The organism is Variovorax terrae (genome assembly GCF_022809125.1).
Taxonomy (GTDB): Bacteria; Pseudomonadota; Gammaproteobacteria; order Burkholderiales; family Burkholderiaceae_C; genus Variovorax_A; species Variovorax_A terrae.
Genome location: NZ_JALGBI010000001.1, coordinates 134,695 through 156,918 on the forward strand (window position 1 = coordinate 134,695; position 22,224 = coordinate 156,918).

At 64.5% G+C, this 22,224-nt stretch carries 18 protein-coding genes; 10 read left to right on the forward strand and 8 right to left on the reverse strand.

Annotation, left to right across the window (positions count from 1 at the left end):
- Window positions 1–95: 95 nt before the first annotated feature.
- From MMF98_RS00645 to MMF98_RS00670, 6 genes are all read left to right on the forward strand, one after another.
- Window positions 96–1,214 carry a response regulator gene (locus MMF98_RS00645; protein WP_243302951.1) on the forward strand — a complete coding sequence of 373 codons (1,119 nt, stop codon included), beginning with the start codon at window positions 96–98 and terminating at the stop codon, window positions 1,212–1,214.
- Between the two features lie 14 nt (window positions 1,215–1,228).
- Window positions 1,229–4,615, forward strand: coding sequence for a response regulator (locus MMF98_RS00650; RefSeq protein ID WP_243302957.1), 3,387 nt, complete (start codon window positions 1,229–1,231; stop codon window positions 4,613–4,615).
- A 96-nt stretch (window positions 4,616–4,711) separates the two neighbouring features.
- On the forward strand, window positions 4,712–5,458 hold the full coding sequence (locus MMF98_RS00655) for a helix-turn-helix transcriptional regulator (RefSeq protein ID WP_243302959.1): 747 nt from the start codon (window positions 4,712–4,714) through the stop codon (window positions 5,456–5,458).
- A gap of 67 nt (window positions 5,459–5,525) precedes the next feature.
- Window positions 5,526–6,185: a Crp/Fnr family transcriptional regulator gene (locus MMF98_RS00660; RefSeq protein WP_243302961.1), complete on the forward strand. Its 660-nt coding sequence runs from the start codon at window positions 5,526–5,528 to the stop codon at window positions 6,183–6,185.
- A gap of 74 nt (window positions 6,186–6,259) precedes the next feature.
- A complete protein-coding gene (locus tag MMF98_RS00665; RefSeq protein ID WP_243302971.1) occupies window positions 6,260–7,318 on the forward strand; it encodes a M4 family metallopeptidase in 1,059 nt (352 codons plus the stop codon).
- A 173-nt stretch (window positions 7,319–7,491) separates the two neighbouring features.
- Window positions 7,492–10,749 (forward strand): AAA family ATPase, encoded by a 3,258-nt coding sequence (locus MMF98_RS00670; protein WP_243302972.1) that lies wholly within the window; start codon window positions 7,492–7,494, stop codon window positions 10,747–10,749.
- 24 nt (window positions 10,750–10,773) lie between these two features.
- Here MMF98_RS00670 and MMF98_RS00675 read toward each other — a convergent pair whose 3' ends face one another.
- From MMF98_RS00675 to MMF98_RS00705, 7 genes are all read right to left on the reverse strand, one after another.
- Complete coding sequence (locus tag MMF98_RS00675) at window positions 10,774–11,445, reverse strand: class I SAM-dependent methyltransferase (protein WP_341481282.1); 672 nt, start codon at window positions 11,443–11,445, stop codon at window positions 10,774–10,776.
- Window positions 11,446–11,459: 14 nt separating this feature from the next.
- On the reverse strand, window positions 11,460–11,984 hold the full coding sequence (locus tag MMF98_RS00680; protein WP_243302973.1) for a hypothetical protein: 525 nt from the start codon (window positions 11,982–11,984) through the stop codon (window positions 11,460–11,462).
- A 151-nt stretch (window positions 11,985–12,135) separates the two neighbouring features.
- Window positions 12,136–13,044, reverse strand: coding sequence for a phenylalanine 4-monooxygenase (gene phhA / locus MMF98_RS00685; RefSeq protein WP_243302975.1), 909 nt, complete (start codon window positions 13,042–13,044; stop codon window positions 12,136–12,138).
- A 31-nt stretch (window positions 13,045–13,075) separates the two neighbouring features.
- Entirely contained in the window at window positions 13,076–13,837 is a 762-nt protein-coding gene (locus tag MMF98_RS00690) for a transporter substrate-binding domain-containing protein (RefSeq protein WP_423837605.1), read from the reverse strand.
- Window positions 13,838–13,892: 55 nt separating this feature from the next.
- Window positions 13,893–15,029, reverse strand: coding sequence for a 4-hydroxyphenylpyruvate dioxygenase (hppD, locus tag MMF98_RS00695; protein ID WP_243302979.1), 1,137 nt, complete (start codon window positions 15,027–15,029; stop codon window positions 13,893–13,895).
- A gap of 179 nt (window positions 15,030–15,208) precedes the next feature.
- Window positions 15,209–16,183 (reverse strand): lipase secretion chaperone, encoded by a 975-nt coding sequence (locus MMF98_RS00700; RefSeq protein ID WP_243302981.1) that lies wholly within the window; start codon window positions 16,181–16,183, stop codon window positions 15,209–15,211.
- The gene (locus MMF98_RS00705) at window positions 16,180–17,136 is read right to left on the reverse strand and encodes a lipase family alpha/beta hydrolase (RefSeq protein WP_243302983.1); all 957 of its coding nucleotides are present in this window, start codon (window positions 17,134–17,136) and stop codon (window positions 16,180–16,182) included. Before MMF98_RS00705 ends, MMF98_RS00700 begins: the two co-directional genes overlap by 4 nt.
- A gap of 142 nt (window positions 17,137–17,278) precedes the next feature.
- On the opposite strand from MMF98_RS00705, the gene MMF98_RS00710 reads away from it, so the two are divergent.
- From MMF98_RS00710 to lnt, 4 genes are all read left to right on the forward strand, one after another.
- Window positions 17,279–17,761 carry an Lrp/AsnC family transcriptional regulator gene (locus MMF98_RS00710; RefSeq protein WP_243302985.1) on the forward strand — a complete coding sequence of 161 codons (483 nt, stop codon included), beginning with the start codon at window positions 17,279–17,281 and terminating at the stop codon, window positions 17,759–17,761.
- A 195-nt stretch (window positions 17,762–17,956) separates the two neighbouring features.
- Window positions 17,957–18,679 (forward strand): GNAT family N-acetyltransferase, encoded by a 723-nt coding sequence (locus MMF98_RS00715; RefSeq protein ID WP_243307242.1) that lies wholly within the window; start codon window positions 17,957–17,959, stop codon window positions 18,677–18,679.
- 69 nt (window positions 18,680–18,748) lie between these two features.
- Window positions 18,749–19,636, forward strand: coding sequence for an HlyC/CorC family transporter (locus MMF98_RS00720; protein WP_243302993.1), 888 nt, complete (start codon window positions 18,749–18,751; stop codon window positions 19,634–19,636).
- Window positions 19,636–21,246: an apolipoprotein N-acyltransferase gene (gene lnt / locus MMF98_RS00725; RefSeq protein ID WP_243303004.1), complete on the forward strand. Its 1,611-nt coding sequence runs from the start codon at window positions 19,636–19,638 to the stop codon at window positions 21,244–21,246. The genes MMF98_RS00720 and lnt overlap by 1 nt, the downstream gene beginning before the upstream one ends.
- Here lnt and MMF98_RS00730 read toward each other — a convergent pair whose 3' ends face one another.
- Window positions 21,247–22,143 carry a bile acid:sodium symporter family protein gene (locus tag MMF98_RS00730; protein WP_243303008.1) on the reverse strand — a complete coding sequence of 299 codons (897 nt, stop codon included), beginning with the start codon at window positions 22,141–22,143 and terminating at the stop codon, window positions 21,247–21,249. It lies immediately after the preceding gene.
- Between the last annotated feature and the right edge of the window lie 81 nt (window positions 22,144–22,224).

Genomic DNA, 22,224 nt, shown 5'->3' on the forward strand with positions numbered 1-22,224 from the left:
AGTTCACGAAAGAGGGCGGCGACGGGCTGCCGTGGCCGGATAGATCGCCGTGGCCGTCGTACGTCGCGCGCACAAGAAGGATAGAAGGAAATACCATGCCCATGATCGTCGTGATGGAAGACGACGCCGGCACACGGATGCTGGTGGCCTCCGTGCTCAAGAAGGATGGCTACATCGTTCTGACCGCAGAAGACGGGGAGCAGGGTCTGAAGCTGGTCGAACAGCACCGCCCGGCGCTGATCATCAGCGATGTGCAGATGCCCGGCATGAACGGCTTCCAGATGCTGGCCGCCGTGCGCCAGAACCCCCTGATCTCCGCCACGCCCGTGATCCTGCTCACCTCGCTGCAGGAGCGCGGCCACATGCGGCTGGGCATGAACACCGGGGCCGATGACTACATCACCAAGCCCTTCCGGCCCGGCGAGCTGCGGGAGGCGGCCGCGGCCCAGCTCAACAAGCGCGCCATGCAGGCCGCGCTGCAAAGCATGGCCGTGGGCGCGGCCGTGCAGACTGCACTCGAAGACCAGAAGCACAAGCTGGCCAAACTGTACGAGCAGCGGCTGGCCAAGGAGCTCAGCGATCGCTGGCCGGCAGGCGACGGCAACAGCGGCGACGAACGATTCGAGCAGGCGACGGTGCTGTTTGCGGACATGCTGCACTACGCCGCTCTGGCGGAACAGCTCAGCCCGGCCGAGCTCAGCGACCTCGTGAAGCGTTTCTACGGCAGCGCCGGCGACACGGTGCACCTGTTCGGCGCTCGCTACATGCAGTTTGTCGGCGAGGGCATGCTGGCCGTGTTCGTGGACAGCACCGATACGAAATCGGTGAACCACGGCCTGCGCGCCGCGCGCGCGGCGCTGGGCCTGGTGGATTCGGCGCACCGCATGCGCCTGTTCCTGCGCACCCATTTCGCGGGCCACGAACTGCCGCGCTTCGACGTGAGCGTGGCCCTGCACAGCGGCGCGGTGACCTTGACCCGCCTGCAGGACCCGCTGCACGACACGATGGCGCAAACGCTGCCGGTGGGGGACGCCGTCAGCGCGACCATGCTGCTGCAGAAGCAGGCCCCCGCGCATGGCTGGGCCATTGCCGCCAGCGTGTCCATGCTGCGTGGCGTGACCGGCGCCGTGCGAACCGGTGGGCGCGCGCTGATCGAGTTGCCTGGCCGCTCGGCGCCCCTCGATGCCGCCGAGCTGACCGGGCTGGCCCTGTGACGCGGGGGGGGCCGATGCGGCAATTTTCCCTGCGCAATCTGCTGGGCGCGAGCCTGTTGTTGCTGGCCCTGGTGCCGGCGTTGCTGGTGGCCGTGCTGATGACGCGCGGCAGCACCCAGGCGGTGGAAGACCTGGCGGGGAAGATCCTCGCGCAGGTCGCGCAATTGGTGCAAAGCGGGACCGAGGAGCATCTGCGCCAGGCGCACGATGCGCTCAACGGCCTGCTGCCCGAGCGCCTCACGCCCGCGCAGGCCGAGCAGGCGCGTGGCTGGCTCAACAGCCCGGCGCAGTTCGAGCCCATGGCGTTCGCCCTCACGCGGCTGTCGCCTGACGCGCCCGCTCTGTATTGGGGCAACCTGCGGGGCGAGTATTTCGGCGTCGAGAACACGGCCGATGGCGTCCGGATCGGCATCCGGGGGCCGGGCGGAGCCGGGCGCAAGTTCTACCTGGCGCGCCAGCCGGGCGACCGCAGCCATCCGCTGCCTGGTGAGGGCACCAACTTCGAGCCGCGCAGCCGGGTCTGGTACGAAGGCGCGCTGCGCGCGCAGGGCCGCGTGTTCTCGCCGGTCCAGGTATCGGCTTCGCGCAGGCAGCTGATGGTGACGCTGTCGCAGCCGGTCTACGACGCAGACGGCTCTGCCGCAGGGGTGTTCGGCGTCGATCTGTACCTGCAGCAACTGGCCAATGTGCTGCGAACCCAGCGCATCAGCGCGCATGGCGCGGCGTTCGTGGTGGACGAAAAAGGGGCGCTGGTCGCCAGCTCGGCCGGGGACGCGCTGCTTCGCGAGGCTGGCGCGGTGTTGGAGCGCCGCAGCCCGCGCGACAGCGCCAACCCCATCATCCGGGCCGGCTTTGCGGCCCTGGAGGCCGCCTGGGCGCGGCGCAGCGCGGACTCCGTGGCGGTCAACACCGAGCTGCAGCGCCTGCCCATGGGGAGCGACGCGCTGATGCTGGTGCAGCGCCCGTTCGGCGAATCGCTGGGCCTGCGCTGGACGCTGGTGGTGGCGGCGCCCGAGAGCGACTTCACGGCCGACATCACCCGGGCCTGGAACGCATCGCTGTGGGTGATCGCGGGTCTCGTGCTGCTGAGCGTGCTGGTGGCCGCTTTCATCGCGCACGGCATCGGCCGCCGCCTGGGGCGCCTCAGCCTGGCGGCCGAGCAGCTCGGCCGCGGCGAGGTGCCGGTGATCGACCAGGCCACGCAAATCCGCGAAGTGCGCCAGCTCTCCCAGGTGCTGCACGACAGCGCCGAGCAACTGCAGGGCTATCGCGCCCAGGTGCAGGCCGATGCGCTGGCGCTGCAGCAGGCCAACGAGACACTGGAGGCCCGGGTGATCGAGCGCACCGCCGAACTGGAGGCATCGCGCGAGGAGGCCCTGAGCGCCGCGCGCGCCAAGGCGGCCTTCCTGGCCACCATGAGCCACGAGATCCGCACCCCGCTCAACGGCGTCGTGGGCATGAGCACGCTGCTGGCCGAAACGCCGCTCGACGCCGAGCAGCGCGACTACCTGCAGACCATCCGGCTGTCCAGCGACCAGTTGCTGGCAGTGATCAACGACATCCTCGATTTTTCCAAGATCGAATCAGGCAAGCTCGAACTGGAGGCCGAACCCCTGAGCCTGCGTGGCGCCGTGGAAGAGGCCTGCGACATCGCTGCCCCGCGCGCCCGCGAAAAGGGGCTCGAGCTGATCATCGATATTCCCGAGGCGGACACCGGCGGGCTGCCCGAGGCGATTCGGGGCGACGTCACGCGCCTGCGCCAGGTGCTGATCAATCTGGTGACCAATGCCGTCAAGTTCACCGATACCGGCGAGGTGACCGTGCAGGCCCGAAGGCTCCGCCCTGACGATGCCAGCGGCCGAGCGATCATCGAGTTCCGCGTGATCGACACCGGCATCGGCATCCCGGCGGAGCGCCAGGCCGCGCTGTTCGAGGCCTTCACCCAGATGGACGTCTCCACCACCCGCAAATACGGCGGCACCGGCCTGGGCCTGGCCATCTGCTGGCGGCTGGTGGAGCTGATGGGTGGGCAGATCGGTGTGGAAAGCGAGCCGGGCAAAGGCTCTACGTTCTGGTTCACCGTGGCAGCCCCGGTGGCCGACATGGCGCCGGTCTTCACCCATGCCGAGACCGGCATGCTCAAGGCCAGCCGGGTGCTGGTGGTGGACGACCACGCCACCAACGTGCGCATCCTCACGCGCCAGCTGCAGCTATGGGGCATGGAGGTGGCCCAGGCCGAATCGGGCCCCGAGGCGCTGCAATGGATGGAGCACGCCACACTGGGGCAGACGGGCTCCTGGCTGCCCGACGTCATCATTACCGACATGCACATGCCCGGCATGGACGGCGTCACGCTGGCCAAGGCGATCCGGGGCCGGCCCGAATGGCGCGGCATTCCGCTGGTGCTCCTGAGCTCGGGCTTCATGCCGGTCGGCGATGGCAATGCCCAGTTGTTCGATGCGCGCCTGCTCAAGCCTGCGCGCCAGACGCAGTTGTTCGACACCATTGCCCGCTGCATCGCCTCGGACCATGCGGCCGGCGGCAAGGTGCCGGCGGCCATCGTGGACATTCGCAAGCACGCCACCGTGCTGGTGGCGGACGACAACGCCATCAACCTGAAGGTGGCCTGTGCCATGGTCCTCAAACTGGGCTACGACATCCACACGGCGGTGGACGGGCGCGAGGTGGTGGACGTGGTGGCGCAGGTCATGGCGCAAGGGCAGCGCCTGGGGGCGATCCTGATGGACGTGCACATGCCCGGCACCGATGGGCTGCAGGCCACCCGCCAGATCCAGGTGGCCTGGGGCACCAGGGCGCCGCCGATCATTGCGCTCACCGCGGCGGCCTCCGACGAAGACCGGGAGCGCTGCCTGGCCGCCGGCATGGACGACTACCTGACCAAGCCCCTGCAGGTGTCTGCCCTGGCCCAGGCCCTGGAAAAGTGGGTGCCTGCTGCCGTGCCGTCCGGCACGGGGGCCGGGGCAGTAGGGGCTGCGTCGGAGGCTCCCGTCGCTGTGCTTGCCGCGCCGCTGGAGGCGGGCGAGGATTCGGTTTCCGTGCTGGTGGATTTCAGCCGTCTGAAGGAATTCAGCGAGTTCGACGACGAAGACCGCAGCATGACGCGCGAGGTGGTCACCCTGTTCATGAGCGATGCGCCGCAACGCCTGCAGGCCATTGAAGCCGCGATTGCGGCCAATGATGTCGAGGCGCTGTCGCGCGCGGCCCACGCCCTCAAGGGGGCCGCGGGTAACGTAGGCGCCTTGGCCATCCAGGCTGCGTGCAGCCGCCTGGAGGTGGAAACCAAAACCGGCCCGGTATTGCCGGCCGATGCCGCCGAGCGCGTGGCCGAACTTCAGGATTTATGGGGGAAAACCCGAGAGGTCCTTGATGGGTGGTCCTGAGGTGCTATTGTTTTTGTAGCGTTCTTCGGTCGGAATGGCTCTCGCAGATGCCGCCTTTCCACGCGATGAAACTGTTAATTTGTCACAAAGACGAAGGTGATATTCACCGCCCAAGCCTTGCAACAATCCTTACGCTCCTCCCAGATAGTCAAAACGTTGGGGTGGATCATGGAAGTCTTGCCGAATGGCGGATTGGTCAACAAGGGAGAGGGCTCGCCACTGGGCCATGAGGCGATGCCTGCGCCGGGAGCCAGCCCCGAGCTGCTGGCCCTGGTGGTGGATGAGCTGGCCTGCGGCGTGGTGGTCACCAGCCTGACGGGCGTGGTGCTGTATGCCAACCAGGCGGCGCACCTTGAAATGGAGCGCACCGGCGTCCTGAGCATTCGCGGCAACCTGCTGCAGGCTCACAGCCTCGAGGACGGCAAAACCCTGCAGGATGCGTTGAGCCGGGCGGCCGAAGGGAAGCGCAGCCTGATCAACCTGCCTGGCGATGCCAGCGTGCGCCTCTCGCTGGCCGCGGTGCCGTTGAAGGCCGAGGCCGGGCTGGCGGCGCGGGTGGCCTTGTTTTTCTCGCGCGCCGCCGTCTATGAGTCGTTAACGCTCTGCTTTTTTGCTCGCAACCATGGGCTAACCGCCACCGAGGAGCAAGTCCTGGCCGTTCTGTGCCAAGGCTATTCCACCCCCGAGATCGCCCAGCAGATGCGCGTGGCTGTCTCCACCATTCGCAGCCATGTGCGCAGCCTGTGCGCCAAGACACGCTCCAGCGGCGTGCGCGAACTGGTCAACCGGGTGGCCGTATTGCCGCCCGCCGCATCGGCCTTGCAGCGCGGCCCCATGCACTAGCCGTCGGCCGTTCTGGGTGCGTGGCGTGGCAGCGTGCTAGAGTGCGCGTGCTGCCCAGAGGTTTGCCATGAATGCGCCCAGTTCCTTTGCCGATCACGAAAAACTGCTGATAACCCTGAATCCGGGGCTGCGGGCCTTGGCCTTGCGCGGCTCGCTGCGAAATTACCGTAAAAACACCGTCGTCATTACCGAAGGCGATGTCGGGGAGTCGCTTTACGTGCTGCTGCAAGGCTCCGTGAAAGTGTTTGCCACCGACTCCGAGGGCCGTGAAATCACCTACGGCACCATCGAAGCGGGCGACTACTTCGGGGAAATGTCGCTGGACGGTGGGCCGCGCTCGGCCTCCGTGATGACGTTGGACGCCTGCACCTGCTCCGTGGTCAGCCGCACGGCGGTGAGGGAGCACCTGGCCGAAGAGCCCGAGTTTGCGCTGGATCTGGTGGCACAAGTCATCCGGCGCGCCCGCGCCGCAACCGAGACGGCACGCAGCATGGCGTTGCTGGATGTGTACGGCCGCGTGGTCTCCCTGCTGGAAAGCTACGAAGGCCCGGCCACTTCCAATGCGCCGGTGGCGCTGCAGCAGATCACCCATCAGGACATCGCAAGCCGCGTGGGCGCCTCGCGCGAAATGGTCAGCCGCCTGCTCAAGGACCTTGAAAAAGGCGGTTATCTCGAACTGGGCGTCAAGCGCATCACTCTGTTGAAGAAACTGCCCGCAAGGTGGTGAAGTGATTGGCCTGCGCTGCTGCGCCGGGCCCTGGCTGACGCACAATGCACCCTGCTGATGAATCAGGAGGTGCCATGTCCAGCGAAGAAGTGCCGGTTTATGCATGTGTCTGCTTTGCGTTGCCCACACGGGTGATGTCCAAACTGGCAGAGCGCACGGAGGGCGTGCACCGTGAACGCTTGATCGCGCACATCGAAGCATGCAAATCCATGCGAGGGGACCGCCTTCAGCCGCAAGCCACCGCTCTGATGTGCACCCCGAATCGCAGCCGGAACCGCACACTGTTTGACGCGCGCAACAGCACCCGGCTACCCGGGACACGCCTGCGCAAGGAGGGGGAGCCGCCCGTGGCCGATGAGTCGGCCAACCAGGCCTACGACAACACCGGCATTGCTCTGGATTTCTTTCATGAAGTTTTCAACCGTGTCTCCCTCGATGGCCAGGGCATGCATGTGGACTCGACGGTCCACTACGGCCGCGACTTCACCAATGCCATGTGGACCGGCCGCCAGATGGTCTTTGGCGATGGCCACGCGGACCACGTCATCGGCTTCACCCATTCGTTGGACATCACGGCCCATGAACTGACTCATGGGCTGACGCACCTCATGGTGCCCGGGGGGCTGGGCGTGGTGCGCAAGGCGGGCAAGGTTGAACTGCAGGGGGAAGCTGGCGCGCTCAACGAGTCGATTTCCGACGTGTTTGCCAGCATGGTCAAACAATGGCACGCCAGGCAGTCGGTGCGAGAGGCCAATTGGCTGGTGGGTGAAGGTATTCTTGCCCCTCAATACGGTGCCGCGATCCGTTCCCTGAAGGCGCCCGGCGACCGGCGGGTCACCTGGTTCGAAGACGACCAGCCCCGCGACATGTCGGGGTACATCGACGGCGGAGATACCCACACCAATTCAGGCATTCCCAATCACGCGTTCTATCTTGCGGCCGACGCGCTGGGCGGGTATTCCTGGCAAACGCTGGGGCCGGTCTGGTATCAAGCCCTGGACATGATCGATTCGCGGACAGGTTTTCGTGACTTTGCCTACGCAACCCTCGACGGCGCGGCCATGATCTATGGTCCGAAAGCGCGCGAGGTGCAGGCGACAGAGCACGCCTGGAAAAAAGTACGCGTGATTTGACAGGCTAAAGACGCAGGGTTTTGGCAGGGTGTTGCTTGTTTGCAACGGGCCTTTTGTTATTCTGGCGGCAGCTTTACAAAAGCTGTGCGCTTTGTTGATCGCAGCTTGTGTATTTTGCACATATTTTTCATGAAGACGTCGCATGCTCCCGCGACGAGGCCTGACCCGACATCATGCAATGCGCATCCTGCAATACCGAGAACCCTGCCAGTAATCGCTTTTGCGAGAACTGCGGGACGCGGTTTGCCCTGATCTGCCATCATTGCGGACGCGAAAATAGTCCTGCGGCGCGCTTTTGTGGTGACTGCGGCACCGGGCTCACCAGCGTGACGGTGCAGGGAGGGTTAGTCAAAGGAATGCTGCCAGCAGATGCTGGCTTGTTTTCTCCAGTTGACGAGCCCGTGCGCACGCCACCTGCCTGGGGTGAACTCAAGATTGCGACAGTTCTTTTTGCCGACATCGTCAGTTCCACGGAGCAGATTGCCGATTTGGGGCCAGAAGAAGCCATGGAGCGGCTGCAGCCTGCCGTACAGCAGATGTGCGATGCAGTGGAGCGCTTTGGCGGCACGGTGGTACGTACGCTGGGCGATGGCCTTATGGCCTTGTTTGGCGTTCCCCGGGCATTGGAGGGCCACGCGCGCCTAGCTTGCGAGGCGGCCTTGCGCATACAAGCCATTTTCTTGAATGACGCGCAGAACTTGAACGTGCGCGTTGGTATACACACGGGCCAAGTCGCTTCCAACCCAGCGGTTGGGGACAGTGCCCGCGGCTCTGGCGTGCATGGATTGACAATCCATTTGGCCAGCAGAGTTATGGCTAGCGCTGATCCTGGGTGCATCTGTCTGACCGACGTCTGCCAAGTTCAGGTGTGCGAGCACTATGAGGTGCAGTCACTTGGGATGCACTCGCTGAAAGGTATCACCGGGCAGACCGCGCTCTATACGCTGTTGGGCGGTAAGACGGAAGCCGGCTCCGCGAGGCAGAGTGTGCGCACGCCGTTTCGTGGGCGCGACCGCGAAATGGGCTTGTTGCAATTGGCCCTGCATCGGGCTCGCCATGGCAATGCGCCCGTGATTGGCGTGTCGGGCGAGCCGGGTACAGGCAAAAGCCGCATTTGCTACGAGTTTGCGCAGTGGTGCCAAGGTCGTGGGGTGGTGGTGCACGAAGTGCGCGCACAGTTATATGGCCATGCCACGCCGTTGCAGCCAGTGTTGGAGTTGCTGCGCAATTGCTTCTTCTACATTGTCCACGGCGACAATGCCGTCGTCGCACGCGAAAAGATCGCGCAGCGCCTAGCGCTGCCCAGCGCGCAGGACGTAGCGCCGTTGACCGACATTGATCACGCCTTGCTGTCTGATTTTCTTGGTGTGGCTGATCCGGACGTAACTCCGCCGCCGATTAATCCGAGAGCCCGCCATGGTCGGCTGCTGACTATCGTGCGTTATCTCGTAAGGCAGCCGAGCAATGGGGCTACCTTGCTGTTGCTGGAAGACTTGCACTGGCTTGATGAGGCCAGTATGGATTTTGTCAGTACGTTGGTAGATGCGGTTGTCGGGACTCGCATGCTGTTGGTGCTCAACTACAGGCCTACTTTTGGCGCCACTTGGCAGCAGGCTACGCATTTTCAGAAGATTGAGCTGACCGAACTAAGCAGCGAAGATACCAGCAAGATCGTGCGCGAGTTGATCAGCCATCGGCGTGAGTTGTTGGATATCTGCGAACTTATTGCTCGGCGTAGTGGTGGCAATCCCTTTTTTGCAGAGGAGTTGGTGCGTTCTCTGGCCGAGAGCGGGGTGCTTTCTGGTGAGCCTGGGGCCTCAGGTAGCGGCATCGACTCTATAGAACGAACGCTGCCATCCAATGTTCAATCGGTTGTAGGGGCGCGTATTGATCGGCTAAGCGAATCAGACAAGACGTTATTGCAGATGTGCGCCATCATTGGCAAGGAAATACCACTGGTAGTACTGGAGCAAGTAGCTGGTTCGGCAATTGATGACGTGGCGCGTGGACTGGACCAACTATGTGCTGCTGAGTTGATGCAGCCTCAGCCTGATGAGGATGGGCTACGCTTTGCATTTCGTCATCCTTTGATTCAAGAAGTCGCATACAGCACTCAGCTTAAATCTCGTCGCACGGCGCTGCATGCCACTGTTGCCGAGGCAATGGAAGACTATTACCGTCATCGTGGCAATGAGTTTGCTGCTTTGGTGGCGCACCATTACGAGTCAGCAGGCCAGTTTGCCAAGGCTGCGACTTCCGTGGCACGTGCTGCTCAATGGGTGGGCTCCACCAATCCAGCGCAAGCTATCAAGCATTGGCGCAACGTTCGATCTCTATTGCAGGGCCTCCCGCACTCCAACGAAGCAGATAGTCTTCGTGCATTGGCGGGAGGGCAGATCGCCAATTTAGGGTGGCGTGAAGGGCTGACGCTGCAAGAAGCCCAACCCTATATTAAAGAAGCCATGGAGCTTGCTCAGAAAGTAGATAGCCGGTTGACTCAGCTTTTGTTGGTTGTCGAGGCGCGGATGCTTCAGGCGAGTGGGGGGCCAGCCGATGGCTATATTGAGCATATTCAGAAGGCAATTGCTTTGCTGCAGCCTGGGTCTGATCTGGGTCGAGAAGCTACGTTAAATGCTGCATTGAGCCAAGCATATGGCTGGGCCGGATTGTTGAAGCAAGCCCTAGCTGCAAATGATGCCGCCCTTGAAGGTATGAAGCATATTGATAAATTCGACTTGGAATTTATAGGCTTCAGTGTAGAGCAGTGGGTGTTGGGTATGCGCGGGCGGCTCCTGGCTCGTCTTGGGAAATTCGATGAAGCACAAGGCTGCTTGCAGAAAATGTTGGATATTGGCCAATCCTCCAGTGATCCGGTACTTCTGCAGATCGCACACTATGGTTATGTGGATTTAGCATGGTGTCGCAATGACCGTCATCTGGCAAAGACGCACGCTTCTTATGTCGTCGAAATCGCTGAAAAGCAATCGAGTCCTTACCCGAGGGTTTTTGCTTTGAGCTGCCGAGCCTATGCTGCGAGCATTGCCGGCGATCACCAAGAGGCTGTACATGTTCTGGCAGAAGCTCTGTCATTGGTGAGGCAGGCACGTGTCGCAATGGAGTTTGAAACTGAGATTCTGGCAAATCTCGCAGAGAATCATTTTTATGCTGGCAACATTGAGCAATCGCTGTCAGTAGCGAAAGAGGCGATTGAACTCTCAAGGCAGCGATGTACCCGACTGCCAGAATGTCGTGCATTGATTACTTGCGGTGCTACGCTGATTGAGAAATACGGACTATCTCGCTCCGTAGAGGCTGAATCACTATTTGACCATGCTGCGAAGCTTATTGAAGATACAGGTGCAAGTATCTATGAGGCGCCCTTGATAACTGCCCGATTGCGACTGCAAAAGCCTGTTGCAGAACTCTCTTGAAGGGCGGCCAGAGTCATTAAAGAATCACAGCCGAGGCTTGACCAGTAGGCTGAATTCGCGCAGGCCGTAATTTTCTAGAATTTTGACACGTGAGTTAAATTTCTGCGTGCAATAGAGTGCCCAAGTCTCAGGTAAGGATCGGTATAGCTCTGGACGGGCCGTAATGCCAGAGGGAAGCTGGGTGAGAAAGTTGACTGCAAACCCTAGGCGGCTGGTTGCATGCAGGTTGGTGAGGGTTTGCTCAATAAATTGCATCCACAAGTCAAGAGGTTGGTAAAGCCTGACATTGAAGATGCCGCTCGCAACCGAGTAATCCGCAACCCGTGGGCTTGTGTCGGCAATAACAAATTTTGTATTGTCATGGGCCTTCCACAGTCGCCGGGCTTCTTCAATCATGAGTGGAGAGATATCCACTCCTAAATAGTCTATTCGAGATCTAGGGTAGCGATCAGAGAGAAAATGCTTCAAAGCACCGTAGCCGCATCCTAGATCATTGAGTGAAAAGGCGGTGCGGCGAAAACTGCAAAGCTTCAGTAGCTGAACAAAGCGTAGCTGTTGAGTAGGGACACAGGTCCAATCGACCCCGAGGGGGGTGGCACCATATGTCCTTACTCTTTCACTGTAGTAATTCTCTATATCTACGTACAGTGCATCAAGCCCCTTTTGAGAAGGCAAGAGATCTACCGTTGTGTACAAGCTGTGGCGGGGGCTCAGGCTTTAGGTACTGATCGCGTGCTTTTCTTTTTTGCTACGGGATTTGCGGCTTTCGGAGCCATGGTCGGGAAAGAAATGGTCAGATAGTCGTTCTTGAAATAAGGTAAAGGACGGCTGACATCAGTAATCAAGACCCGCGTATTTCCTTTTTCTGCACGCATGTCATGAAAGGCGAAGTAAACAGGTAAAGGGGTTTTTGCAGAGAGATTTTTAATCAAGGCGTTGACAATGGCGACATCACCATTTTGCTTCGGTTTATTTGATTCGTGATTCCCGAGATTATCGAAGTATTGATGCATCCGGTTTTTCAGTTCGTTGTTTGAGCCGCCGATGTTGAGCACTGCAATACTAGTTTTGAATGACCGTCCTTTTTTAAAGATTTTGAACTCTTTCTGCAGTGCAACCATCTCCTCAATGCCGCCATAGTGCGTATCTTTACCTTGCGGGGGGGCGAAGCGTAGGTTCAGTTGATCCAGCAAGCCTGCAACGTGAATGTCATGCTCTTTCAGAAAAAAGCCCATAGCTCATGCTCCTTAATTACTCGGGGTCGATATGTTGATGCTGCGTTACATCCGTAAGAATGTGTGCGAGATGCAGTGTAAACACAAGCGATGTCATTGCATAGGGATGGGGCTACCCCTCACCAGTTGCGTCTCCTCCATTTAGGGGAGGCTAGGTCGGTTTTGTTGCCCAGCGTTGCCGTTCATCATTGGAAAGCAAAGCATCCGCCGCCAACTCCGGCAACCCCTTCACCCTCTCATACACCGGCGCAAAGTCCGGCGCCGTCATGTCGAACAGCTGCTGGAAGCTGTCGATGACGAAGTAGGTCTGCTGATAGGTGTCGATCTTGTAGCGCGTGCGCATGGTGCGCTCGAGGGCGAGCGGGATTCTGTGGGGTTCTTCGCTTCTCACGGCGTATTGCAGTTCGCCGGCCGAGCTCAGGATGCCGGCGCCGTAGGCGCGCAGGCCGTCGCTCTGGCGGATCAGGCCGAATTCGATGGTGTACCAGTACAGCCGGCTCAGCAGTTCGCAGGCGCCCAGGGCGTGCGCCTTCAGGCCGCCCTGGCCGTAGCGCTGCACGTAGTCGGCAAATACCGGGTTGAACAGTAGCGGCACGTGGCCGAACAGGTCGTGGAACACGTCGGGCTCGACGATGTAGTCAAACTCTTCGGGCGTGCGCAGCCAGTCGGTCACCGGGAACTTGCGGTTGGCCAGCAGGGTGAAGAAGGGCACCTCGGGAATGAGCCCCGGCACGGCGACGATTTCCCAGCGCGTGGCCCGGTACAGCCGCTCGTTGATTTCCTCGAAGCGCGGGATGTGGTCCTTCACGCCCAGGCTGGGCAGCGCGGCGATGAACTCGTCGCTGGCCAGGCCGGGCAGCAGCGCCGCCTGGCGCTCGTACAGGCGGCGGTAGGTGTCGTGGTCGGCGGCGGTGTAGGCCGCGTAGTTCTGCGGGCAGGTGTAGTCGGCGGCGGCACGCGAGTAGTCGCCGCGCGGCGGCCGGTCCGACTGGCCATAGACCACGGGTTCCGCCGCCGGTGCGGCAGCCTTGGCGGGGCTTGGTTGCGGCGACGGATTCATGGCGTGGTCCTGGTAGGGAGCTTGTCTGGAATTACTTCAACCAGCCGTCAACGACGCGCTGGTACTCGCCGCTGGCCTTGGCCAGGTGCAGCCACTGGTCCACGTAGGCCTTGAAGGCCATGTCGTCGCGCGGCAGCAGGTAGGCCATCTCGCCGTACTGCAGCGGCTTGTCGGGGTTGATCGCGCACAGGCCGGGCTTGAGTTTCTGCTGGGTGATGGCCTCGGCCGATTCGGTCACGAACACGTCGGCGCGGCCGGCCAGCACCTCGTCGAAGATGGTGAGGTTCTCGGGGTGCAAGGTGAGCTGCGCCTGCTTGAAGTTGGCGCGGGCGAAGCGCTCGTTGCTGCCGCCGGGGTTGAAGATCACTTTCACACCGGGCTTGTCGATGTCGGCCACGGTCTGGTACTTGGCCACGTCGGCGCAGCGCGCGATCGGCGTCTTGCCGTTGACCATGTAGGCGGTGCTGAAGAAGGCCCGCTTCTGGCGCTCGGTGGTGACCGAGATGCCGCCCACCGAGAGGTCGCACTTGCCGGCCGTCAGGTCGGGCATCAGATTGCTCCAGCTCGTCTTGATCCACTGCGGCTTCACGCCCAGGCTGGCCGTGAGCGAGGCCATCAGGTCCACGTCGATGCCCTCGAAGCTCGCATCCGGCTTCTGGAAGCTGAACGGCTTGTAGTCGCCGGGCGTGCAGATGCGCAGCACGCCGGCTTTCTGGGCGGTGTCCAGCACCGAGGCCGGCGCCGGGCTCTGCGCCAGGGCGCCCAGCGACAGGCCGGTGGCCAGCGCGGCCATGCCGGCAACAACGTGGAAGGAGGGCATGTTCAGTCTCCGGTGAAGTGGGGGACTTTCATTGTGCGGCAGACAGCACGCCGCGGCGCATCTGGTCGAGCTCGATGCTCTCGAACAAGGCCTTGAAGTTGCCGTTGCCGAAGCCGTCGTCGCCCTTGCGCTGGATGAACTCGAAGAAGATCGGCCCGAGCTGGTTCTCGCTGAAGATCTGCAGCAGCAGCTTGCCGGCCACGCCGTCGAGCAGGATCTTGCGCTGGTGCAGGGCTTCCACGCTTTCGCCATGGCCGGGAATGCGCTTGTCGATCAGCTCGTAGTAGGTGTCGATGGTGTCCAGCAGCTTGACGCCGCCGGCGCGCAGCCGGTCCACGGTCTGGTACAGGTCGTCCGAGCCCATGGCGATGTGCTGGATGCCCTCGCCGTGGTACAGGTCCAGGTATTCCTGGATCTGGCCGGCCTTCTCCTTGCCCTCTTCGTTGATCGGGATGCGGATCTTGCCGCAGGGGCTGGTCATGGCCTTGCTCTTGACGCCCGTCACCTGGCCCTCGATGTCGAAGTACTTGATCTCGCGGAAGTTGAACAGGCGCTCGTAGAACTCGGCCCATTCGTTCATGCGGCCGCGGTGCACGTTGTGCGTGAGGTGGTCGATATAGGTCAGGCCGTGGCCCACGGGGTTGAGCGCCTCTTCTGCACTCACGCCGGGCAGGGCCTCGAAGTCCACGTCGAAGAAGCCGATGTTGCCGATGTCGCCGGGCTGGGCGCCGTTCTTGCCGCGCCAGCGGTCCACCAGGTAGATCAGGCTGTCGCCGATGCCCTTGATGGCCGGGATGTTCAGTTCGCCCGGGCCGGCTGTGCCGGCATAGCCCCAGGCGCCCAGCGACACCGCGCGCTCGTAGGCAGACTTGGCGTCCTGCACGCGAAAGGCAATGGCGCAGACGCTGGGGCCGTGTTGGCGCGCGAAGCGCTGGGCAAACGAGTCGGGCTCGGCGTTGATGATGAAGTTGATGGTGCCCTGGCGGTACAGCGTCACGTTCTTGTGGCGGTGCCGGGCCACGGGCTTGAAGCCCATGCGTTCGAACACCTGGCCCATGGCCTTGGGGTCCGGCGCGGCGTATTCGATGAACTCGAAGCCGTCGGTGCCCATGGGGTTGTCCCAGGCGGCGGTGGAGGTGGCTTGGGGCGGCAGCGGGGCATTCATGGGCAAGAGTCTCCGGATCAGGGTGGGTGGATGCCACGCACTGTAAAGCGGCGGGGCATCATTTTTCCGGCATATTCAGGCCCGCAAAAGACACTGCATGCATGAAAAATGCGTTCTGGCGAGATTCGCGCCTGCCGGATGGCAGGATGCCAGGCGAGTCCGCGCCCGCAGCGGCGCCGTCAGCGAGCGGGCGAGCCGCCGGGGCTGGCCAGCCGGCGCGCGGCCAGGGCCGCATCGACGCGGAGCTGCTCCTGCGGGGTGAACAGCTGCTGGCGCAACTGCTGCAATTGCTCCGGGCTGCTGCCCTGCGCTGCCTGGGCGCCGGCATAGCTGGCGAGCCGGGCTTGCCAGTCGTGTTCTTCCTGGTCGAGCCGGGCCAATTGCCGGGCCGCGTCGTCGCCGTACTGGGCGCGCCGCTGGGCATAGCGCTCGCTGTCGCTCGTGCCCTGGGCCTCGAAGGCCGCCGTCTGGGCCGCCACCGCCACATGGGCCACGGCAGCGCTCCGTGCGGCACGCTCCGCTTCGCCGAGTTCGCCTTCGGCCTCGCGCAGGGCCGCCTGCTTCTGGGCGGGGGTCAGCCCGGCGTTGCGTTCGATTTCGAGGCGGGCCAGGGTGTAGCGGTCCAACGGCGCTTCCTGTGCGAACAGCGCGTCGTATTCCTCGGGGCTGAAATGGCGTTCGCGCACCCGCTGGCGTGCCTCCAGCAGGGTGCGCAGCGCGCGCGGGTCCTGCGGGTCGGCGGGCGGCGCCAGCCCGCCCAGGGCCACGCGGTAATCGACATAGCGCTCGATCAGCGCCGTGGCGCGGGTCACGAGTCCGGGCGGGAAGCGGCCCGGCACCAAGGCAGTCAACCGTTGCTTCAGGGTGGCCGGATCGCCCGCCTCGCCCGCTTCGAGCAGCATCTCCTCGAAGACCTGGCGCAGCGTGGGGCTCAGCAGCGGGTCGTCGGCGGCGCTCCTGCCGGGGCGCGGGGCCATGGCGGCGTCCACCGGCCGGTGCGCCCCGCCCGTGGCCAGGCCTGCGGCCGCCGGCGCGCCGCCAAGGCCCGCACCGGCCGTGAGCGCGGCCGGGTCGGCGGCCCGCATGGCCCACCACAGCGCGGCCGCGACCAGCGCGACCCCGGCGGCGGCCGTGCATGTGCCGGCGCGGTTCACAGGCCCAGCAGCTTGAGGCGGTTGGCGTGCTGGCGGTACAGCGTGACCGGGTCGACCGAGAACCAGTCGCGCAGGCCCAGCATCTGGTTCACCTCGTCGAGGTGGTTCTGCCGGTACTCGCCCAGGTTGGTGCCCAGGCGCGAGGAGCAGGCCGACACCAGGCCGTCGTTGGCTTCGCCGAACACCAGGCTCAGCAGGCCGAGCGGGCCGTCGCTCGGGTCCAGCACGTTGGTGACCGGCAGGGTGCCCGTCCACGAGTAGTAGCGCACGCCGTTGACCAGCTCCGCGCCGCTGCCGCAGCCGCTGGTGGGCACGCCCTGCGGGAAGCGGCGGTTGAAGTCGGCCACGCCGGCCGTGGTCAGCGAGTTCAGCGCGGCCGTGGGCATCTGCGGCAGCCCCGAGCCGCCGGAGCCGAGGTTGATCAGCGCCACGAACGCGTTGATCGCGCCATTGGCCACGCTCTCGGCCAGCGTGCCGGGCGGCAGGGTGCCGCGCAGCAGGTCGGCCACGCGCGAGCCCCGGTTCACGCCGCCGATCGAGGTGGCCGAGGCCACCAGCTGCGGCGCCACCCCGGCCACGTAGCGGATGGTGGGCCCGCCGTGCGAATGGCCGACCAGGTTGACCTTGGCCGCGCCGGTGATGGCCAGGATGTTCTTGACCTGGGCCAGCAGTTGCTCGCCGCGCACCTCGGTGCTGTTGGCGGCCGACACCTGGGCCACGAACACGCGAGCGCCGTCCTGGCGCAGCGCGCCGGGGATGCCGTAGAAGTAGTCGACCCCGAACAGCGAGTCGAAGCCGAACAGGCCGTGCACCAGCACGATCGGGTAGCGCGTCTGGGTGTAGCCGCTTTGCGCCTGGGCTGGCGCGCCCCAGAGCAGCGCGGAGCAGGCGATCAGAAGGGCCAGGCGGCGCAGCAGGCGGCCAAGGGCGGTGTGGCCGGGGAATCCAGGCATGGGGGTCTCCTCAGGGTTGAAAATAAAACGAACGATCGTGCTTTTTCTGAGGCTGGATTCTTGCAATTTGCTGACGCTGTCACTATCGGGACAATCCCCAATAAGCCGGTGGCCGGATGCCGGAAATCCATAAAATTGCGCCATGAGCACCATTTCTGCACTCGACAAGCTGGATAAGGCCATTCTGTGCAGGCTGCAGCAGAACGGGCGCGAGACCTATGACGTCATCGGCGAACAGGTGGGCCTGTCGTCCAGCGCCGTGCTGCGCCGCGTCAAGCGGCTGGAAGAAGCGGGCGTGATCGACCGCTACGTGGCCCTGGTCAACCCCGAAGCCGTGGGGCTGGGGCTCACGGCCTACCTCAACGTGCGGCTGGAAAAGCACACCGAGAGCCACAAGCGCAACCCGATGGATCTGTTCCGCGCCAGCGTGCAGACCTGGCCCGAGGTGGTGGAATGCGCGGCGCTGACCGGCGACATGGACTACCTGCTGCGCGTGGTGGTGCAGGACATGGCGCACTACAGCCGCTTCATCATGGACACCCTGCTCAAGCACCCGAGCGTGGAGGATTGCAAGACCAGCTTCGTGCTGGACCGCGTCAAGGCCACCACGGCGGTGCCGGTGTAGGGCCTGTCAGGGCCTGCCGGCACCAAAAAAGCAGCGCAGGTGCCAACCGGGCGCTACGCTTTTGATAGCGGCCGATGTCCACCCGGCCTGGACTTCTGCCGATTTTTGGCATCAAATGGGACGTTTGCCCCTATTTCCCGCCGAAGTTACACGATTTGGGTTGGTGACACTAGGGAAAACCCGTATATTGAACCCATCATGGAGTCCAAAAACCTGATCAAGGCATCGCTGGACGCCGGCCTCGAACTGCTGCGCCCCTCGGCGGAGCGGCCCGACGAGCCCCGGCCCGCGCCGGTGATGGTGCCGATCCGCTCGATCGGGCCGAGCCACCGCGAGCGCATCGCCAGCCACCTGCTGGCGCTGGACGCGCACGACCGCTACCTGCGCTTCGGCTACGCGGCCAACGACGAGCAGGTGCGCCGCTACGTCGACGGCCTGGACTTCGAGCGCGACGACATCTTCGGCATCTACAACCGCCGGCTGGCGCTGATCGCCATGGCGCACCTGGCGTTCTCCACCAACCCGGAGTGCAAGTCCTGCGCCGAGTTCGGCGTGTCCGTGCTCAAGCCGGCGCGCGGGCGCGGCTACGGCGCCCGCCTGTTCGACCGCGCCGTGATCCATGCGCGCAACGAGGGGGTGGACCTGATGTTCATCCACGCGCTGAGCGAGAACACCGCGATGCTCAAGATTGCGCGCAACGCCGGCGCCACGGTGGAGCGCGACGGCTCCGAGGCCGAGGCCTACCTGCGCCTGCCCGCGGCCACGCTGGACACGCGCGTGAGCGAGATCGTGGAAGAGCAGTTCGCCCAGACCGACTACCGCCTCAAGGTGCAGGCCAAGCAGTTCCGGGATTTCCTGGGCAGCCTGCAGGAAGTGCGCCGCGGCATGCGCGAAGGCCGCCACAAATCGGGCGGGTAACCCGGCGGGTCACCTGAATCCGCTATCCTTGAGGTTCCTCAACTACCGCACGTCCTGCACCCTCTGGCTGTGTCAGACCCGCACCCCGCGCGCCTTGCCGAAAAAGAAGACAAGCGCACCTTCCTGCAGAAACTCGCCGAATTCATCCACCCCGGACCGGACTCCCGGGCCGAGCTGATCGAAACCCTGGCCGAAGCCGAGGACAACCAGATCATCGGGGCCGAGTCCCGCGTCATGCTCGAAGGCGTGATCCGGATGGCCGACATGACGGCCGGCGACGTGATGGTGGCCGCGCCGCGCATGGACCTCGTCAACATCGACGCCCCCTACGACGAGCTGCTGCACCTGGTGATCGACACCGCCCACTCGCGCTTTCCGGTGTACGAGGGCGAGAAGGAAAACATCATCGGCATCCTGATGGCCAAGGACCTGCTGAAGCTGCAGCGCGCGCCCGCCCTCAACATCCGCGCGCTGCTGCGCCCGGCGGTGTTCGTGCCCGAGAGCAAGGGCCTGAACGACCTGCTGCGCGACTTCCGCGGCAACCGCAACCACCTGGCCATCGTGATCGACGAGTTCGGCCGCGTGGCGGGCCTGATCACCATCGAGGACGTGCTCGAGCAGATCGTCGGCGAGATCGAGGACGAGTTCGACATCGCCGAGGACGAGGGCGACATCTTCGGCCTGGCCGACCACACCTACCGCGTGAGCGGCGACACCCCGATCGAGCGCGTCAACGAGGCCTTCGGCGTGACCCTGGAGGTCAGCGACCCCGAGGACCAGCAGGACACCCGCTTCGACACCATCGGCGGCCTGATCGCCCACGAGATGGGCCATGTGCCCAAGCGCGGCGAATACCTCACGCTGGCCGGCCTCAATTTCGTGGTGCTGCACACCAAGGGCGGCGCGGTGCGCTGGTTCAAGGTCTCGCCCGCCAAAGACGACGACGCCAGCGGCTGATGCGCCTCGCCGTCCCGTTCGTCCTGGCCCTGCTGGCCGGCCTGGCGCAGGCCCTCTCAATCGCCGCTCCCTGGGACGGCCAGCCGCTGTGGTGGCTGCAGATGCTGTCCCTGGCGGGCCTGGCCTGGCTGCTGCAGGGCGCCTCGGGCCGGCGCGCCGCGGTGCTGGGCTGGCTGTTCGCCACTGCCTGGCTGAGCGGCACGTTCTGGTGGCTGTTCATCTCCATGCACACCTACGGCGGCCTGCCAGCCGTCCTGGCCGCCCTGGCGGTGCTGGCGCTGGCCGGCTTCCTCGCGCTCTACTATGCCACCGCCTGCGCCGCACTTTCAGCACTTTTTCGCGGCGATGTCCGCGCCCACTGGTCGTTTCGCGCTATCGTTTTTGCAGCGCTCTGGACACTGGCCGAACTCGCGCGCGGCAGCTGGTTCACGGGCTTTCCGTGGGGCGCCGGGGGCTATGCGCATCTCGACGGGCCGTTCATCGGCCTGGTCAAGGGAGTGGGGGTCTACGGGCTCGGCGCCCTGGCCGCCTTCCTGAGCGCCGCGGCCGCCGCCATCGCGGCGCGGCCGGCCTGGCGCCCGGCTGTGGCGCTCGCCCTCGTGGCGCTGGCGGCCTGGGGCGTGCAGGCGGGCCTGGGGGCGGAGCGGGGCCGGGGCGCGGCCTTCACCTCCACCCATCCCGCGGCGCAAGGCGGCCAGGCGGCGCAGCCGCTGTCGGTCACCCTGCTGCAGGGCAATATTCCCCAGGACGAGAAATTCCAGGCCGGCACCGGCATCGACACCGCCCTGCGCTGGTATGGCGAGCAGATGCGCGATGCCACCGCCTCGCTGGTGGTGGCGCCCGAAACGGCCGTGCCCGTGCTGCCGCAGCAACTGCCCGAGGGCTACTGGCAGGCCTTGCAGGCCCGCTTCGCCGGCGGCGCGCAGGCCGCGCTGATCGGCATCCCGCTGGGCAGCTTCAAGACCGGCTACACCAACTCGGTGATCGGGCTGCGGCCGGGGCTGGCCACGCCCTACCAGTACGACAAGCACCACCTCGTGCCGTTCGGCGAGTTCATCCCGATGTTCTTCCGCTGGTTCACCGAGATGATGGACATCCCGCTGGGCGACTTCAACCGCGGCGCCGTCGGCCAGCCCTCGTTCGAGTGGCAGGGCCAGCGCCTGGCGCCCAACATCTGCTACGAGGATCTGTTCGGCGAGGAGCTCGGCGCCCGCTTCGCCGACCCGGCCACGGCCCCGACCATCTTCGTCAACGTCAGCAACATCGGCTGGTTCGGCGACAGCGTGGCGATCGACCAGCACCTGCAGATCTCGCGCATGCGCGCGCTCGAGTTCGAGCGCCCGATGCTGCGCGCCACCAACACCGGCGCCACCGTCATCATCGACCACCGCGGCCGCGTCACGCACAGCCTGGCGCGCCTCACGCGCGGCGTGCTGGTCGGCGAGGTCGAGGGCCGCAGCGGCACCACGCCCTATGCCTGGTGGGTGGCGCGCTGCGGGCTGTGGCCGCTGTGGGGCCTGTGCGCCCTGGTGGTGGCGCTGGCCGCCTGGCGGCGCCGGCCCGGCCGGGCGCCGCGGCCCCCGGGCGATGCCGCGGCATCGCCGGGCTGATCAGGTCTGAGGTGAAGCGGCCGTGAGGCTGCCCAGCGCGTCCCGGCGCCGCCACAGCAGGGCCAGCGTCATCCCGCTGATGATGTGCCAGATGCCCCAGAGGCTGGCGATGATCACCATGCCCAGGTCGCTGTTGAACTGCACGGCGATGATGCCCAGGGCCAGCCCCGAGTTCTGCATGCCGCCCTCGATCATCACGGCGCGGCGGTCGCGCTCGCTCACGCCCATCACGCGGCTGGTGGCCCAGCCGAAGAACAGGCCGCTGGCGTTGTGCAGCACCACGATCAGCAGCATCGGCAGCAGGCCCAGCGTGAGCAGCTGGCGCTCGCGCACCAGCCCCAGCACGATGAAGGCCAGCAGCGCCACCAGCGAGAAGTTGGCCAGCGGCTTCTGGATCCGCGCCGTCACCGCCGGCAGCCGGTGCGAGAACAGCAGCCCCAGCGCCATCGGCACCGCCAGCAGCAGCAACAGGCTGACCCAGATCTCGGAGGCGTCGATGCTCAGCGTGCGCAGCCAGGACGCGGTCACCGGGTTGCTCGCCACCATCCAGCTGAAGTTGAACGGCGTGGCCACCAGCGCGATCAGGCTGGCCACGGCCGAGACGCTGACCGACAGCGCCGTGTTGCCGCGCCCGAAATGCGTCACCACATTGCTCAGCGAGCCGCCGGGGCAGGCCGCCACCAGGATCATGGCGGTCTCCACATTGGGCGGCAGGTCCAGCACCAGCGTGGCGGCCCAGGTGCCCACGGGCAGCAGGATGAACTGCGGAATCAGCCCGCAGACCACGGCCCGCGGCGTCTGCGCCACGCGCCGGAAATCGTCCACCTTCAGCTCCAGCGCCACCGAAAACACCATGGTGGCCAGCACCAGGCTCAGGATCAGTTGTTGTGCGGTCATTCGTTGCTCCTCGATCTTCGAGGGTAAACGCACGGAACAGCCCTAAAATCAAGGGTTTACGCGGGTCTTCCGCGCCCTGGA

What these genes read in the sequence shown, in the direction of transcription:
- MMF98_RS00645 (WP_243302951.1), top strand. Translation starts at nt 96, where the DNA reads ATGCCCATGATCGTCGTGATGGAAGACGACGCCGGCACACGGATGCTG.
- MMF98_RS00650 (WP_243302957.1), top strand. Translation starts at nt 1,229, where the DNA reads ATGCGGCAATTTTCCCTGCGCAATCTGCTGGGCGCGAGCCTGTTGTTG.
- MMF98_RS00660 (WP_243302961.1), top strand. Translation starts at nt 5,526, where the DNA reads ATGAATGCGCCCAGTTCCTTTGCCGATCACGAAAAACTGCTGATAACC.
- MMF98_RS00665 (WP_243302971.1), top strand. Translation starts at nt 6,260, where the DNA reads ATGTCCAGCGAAGAAGTGCCGGTTTATGCATGTGTCTGCTTTGCGTTG.
- MMF98_RS00670 (WP_243302972.1), top strand. Translation starts at nt 7,492, where the DNA reads ATGCAATGCGCATCCTGCAATACCGAGAACCCTGCCAGTAATCGCTTT.
- MMF98_RS00680 (WP_243302973.1), bottom strand. Translation starts at nt 11,984, where the DNA reads ATGGGCTTTTTTCTGAAAGAGCATGACATTCACGTTGCAGGCTTGCTG.
- phhA (WP_243302975.1), bottom strand. Translation starts at nt 13,044, where the DNA reads ATGAATCCGTCGCCGCAACCAAGCCCCGCCAAGGCTGCCGCACCGGCG.
- MMF98_RS00690 (WP_423837605.1), bottom strand. Translation starts at nt 13,837, where the DNA reads ATGGCCGCGCTGGCCACCGGCCTGTCGCTGGGCGCCCTGGCGCAGAGC.
- hppD (WP_243302979.1), bottom strand. Translation starts at nt 15,029, where the DNA reads ATGAATGCCCCGCTGCCGCCCCAAGCCACCTCCACCGCCGCCTGGGAC.
- MMF98_RS00705 (WP_243302983.1), bottom strand. Translation starts at nt 17,136, where the DNA reads ATGCCTGGATTCCCCGGCCACACCGCCCTTGGCCGCCTGCTGCGCCGC.
- MMF98_RS00710 (WP_243302985.1), top strand. Translation starts at nt 17,279, where the DNA reads ATGAGCACCATTTCTGCACTCGACAAGCTGGATAAGGCCATTCTGTGC.
- lnt (WP_243303004.1), top strand. Translation starts at nt 19,636, where the DNA reads ATGCGCCTCGCCGTCCCGTTCGTCCTGGCCCTGCTGGCCGGCCTGGCG.
- MMF98_RS00730 (WP_243303008.1), bottom strand. Translation starts at nt 22,143, where the DNA reads ATGACCGCACAACAACTGATCCTGAGCCTGGTGCTGGCCACCATGGTG.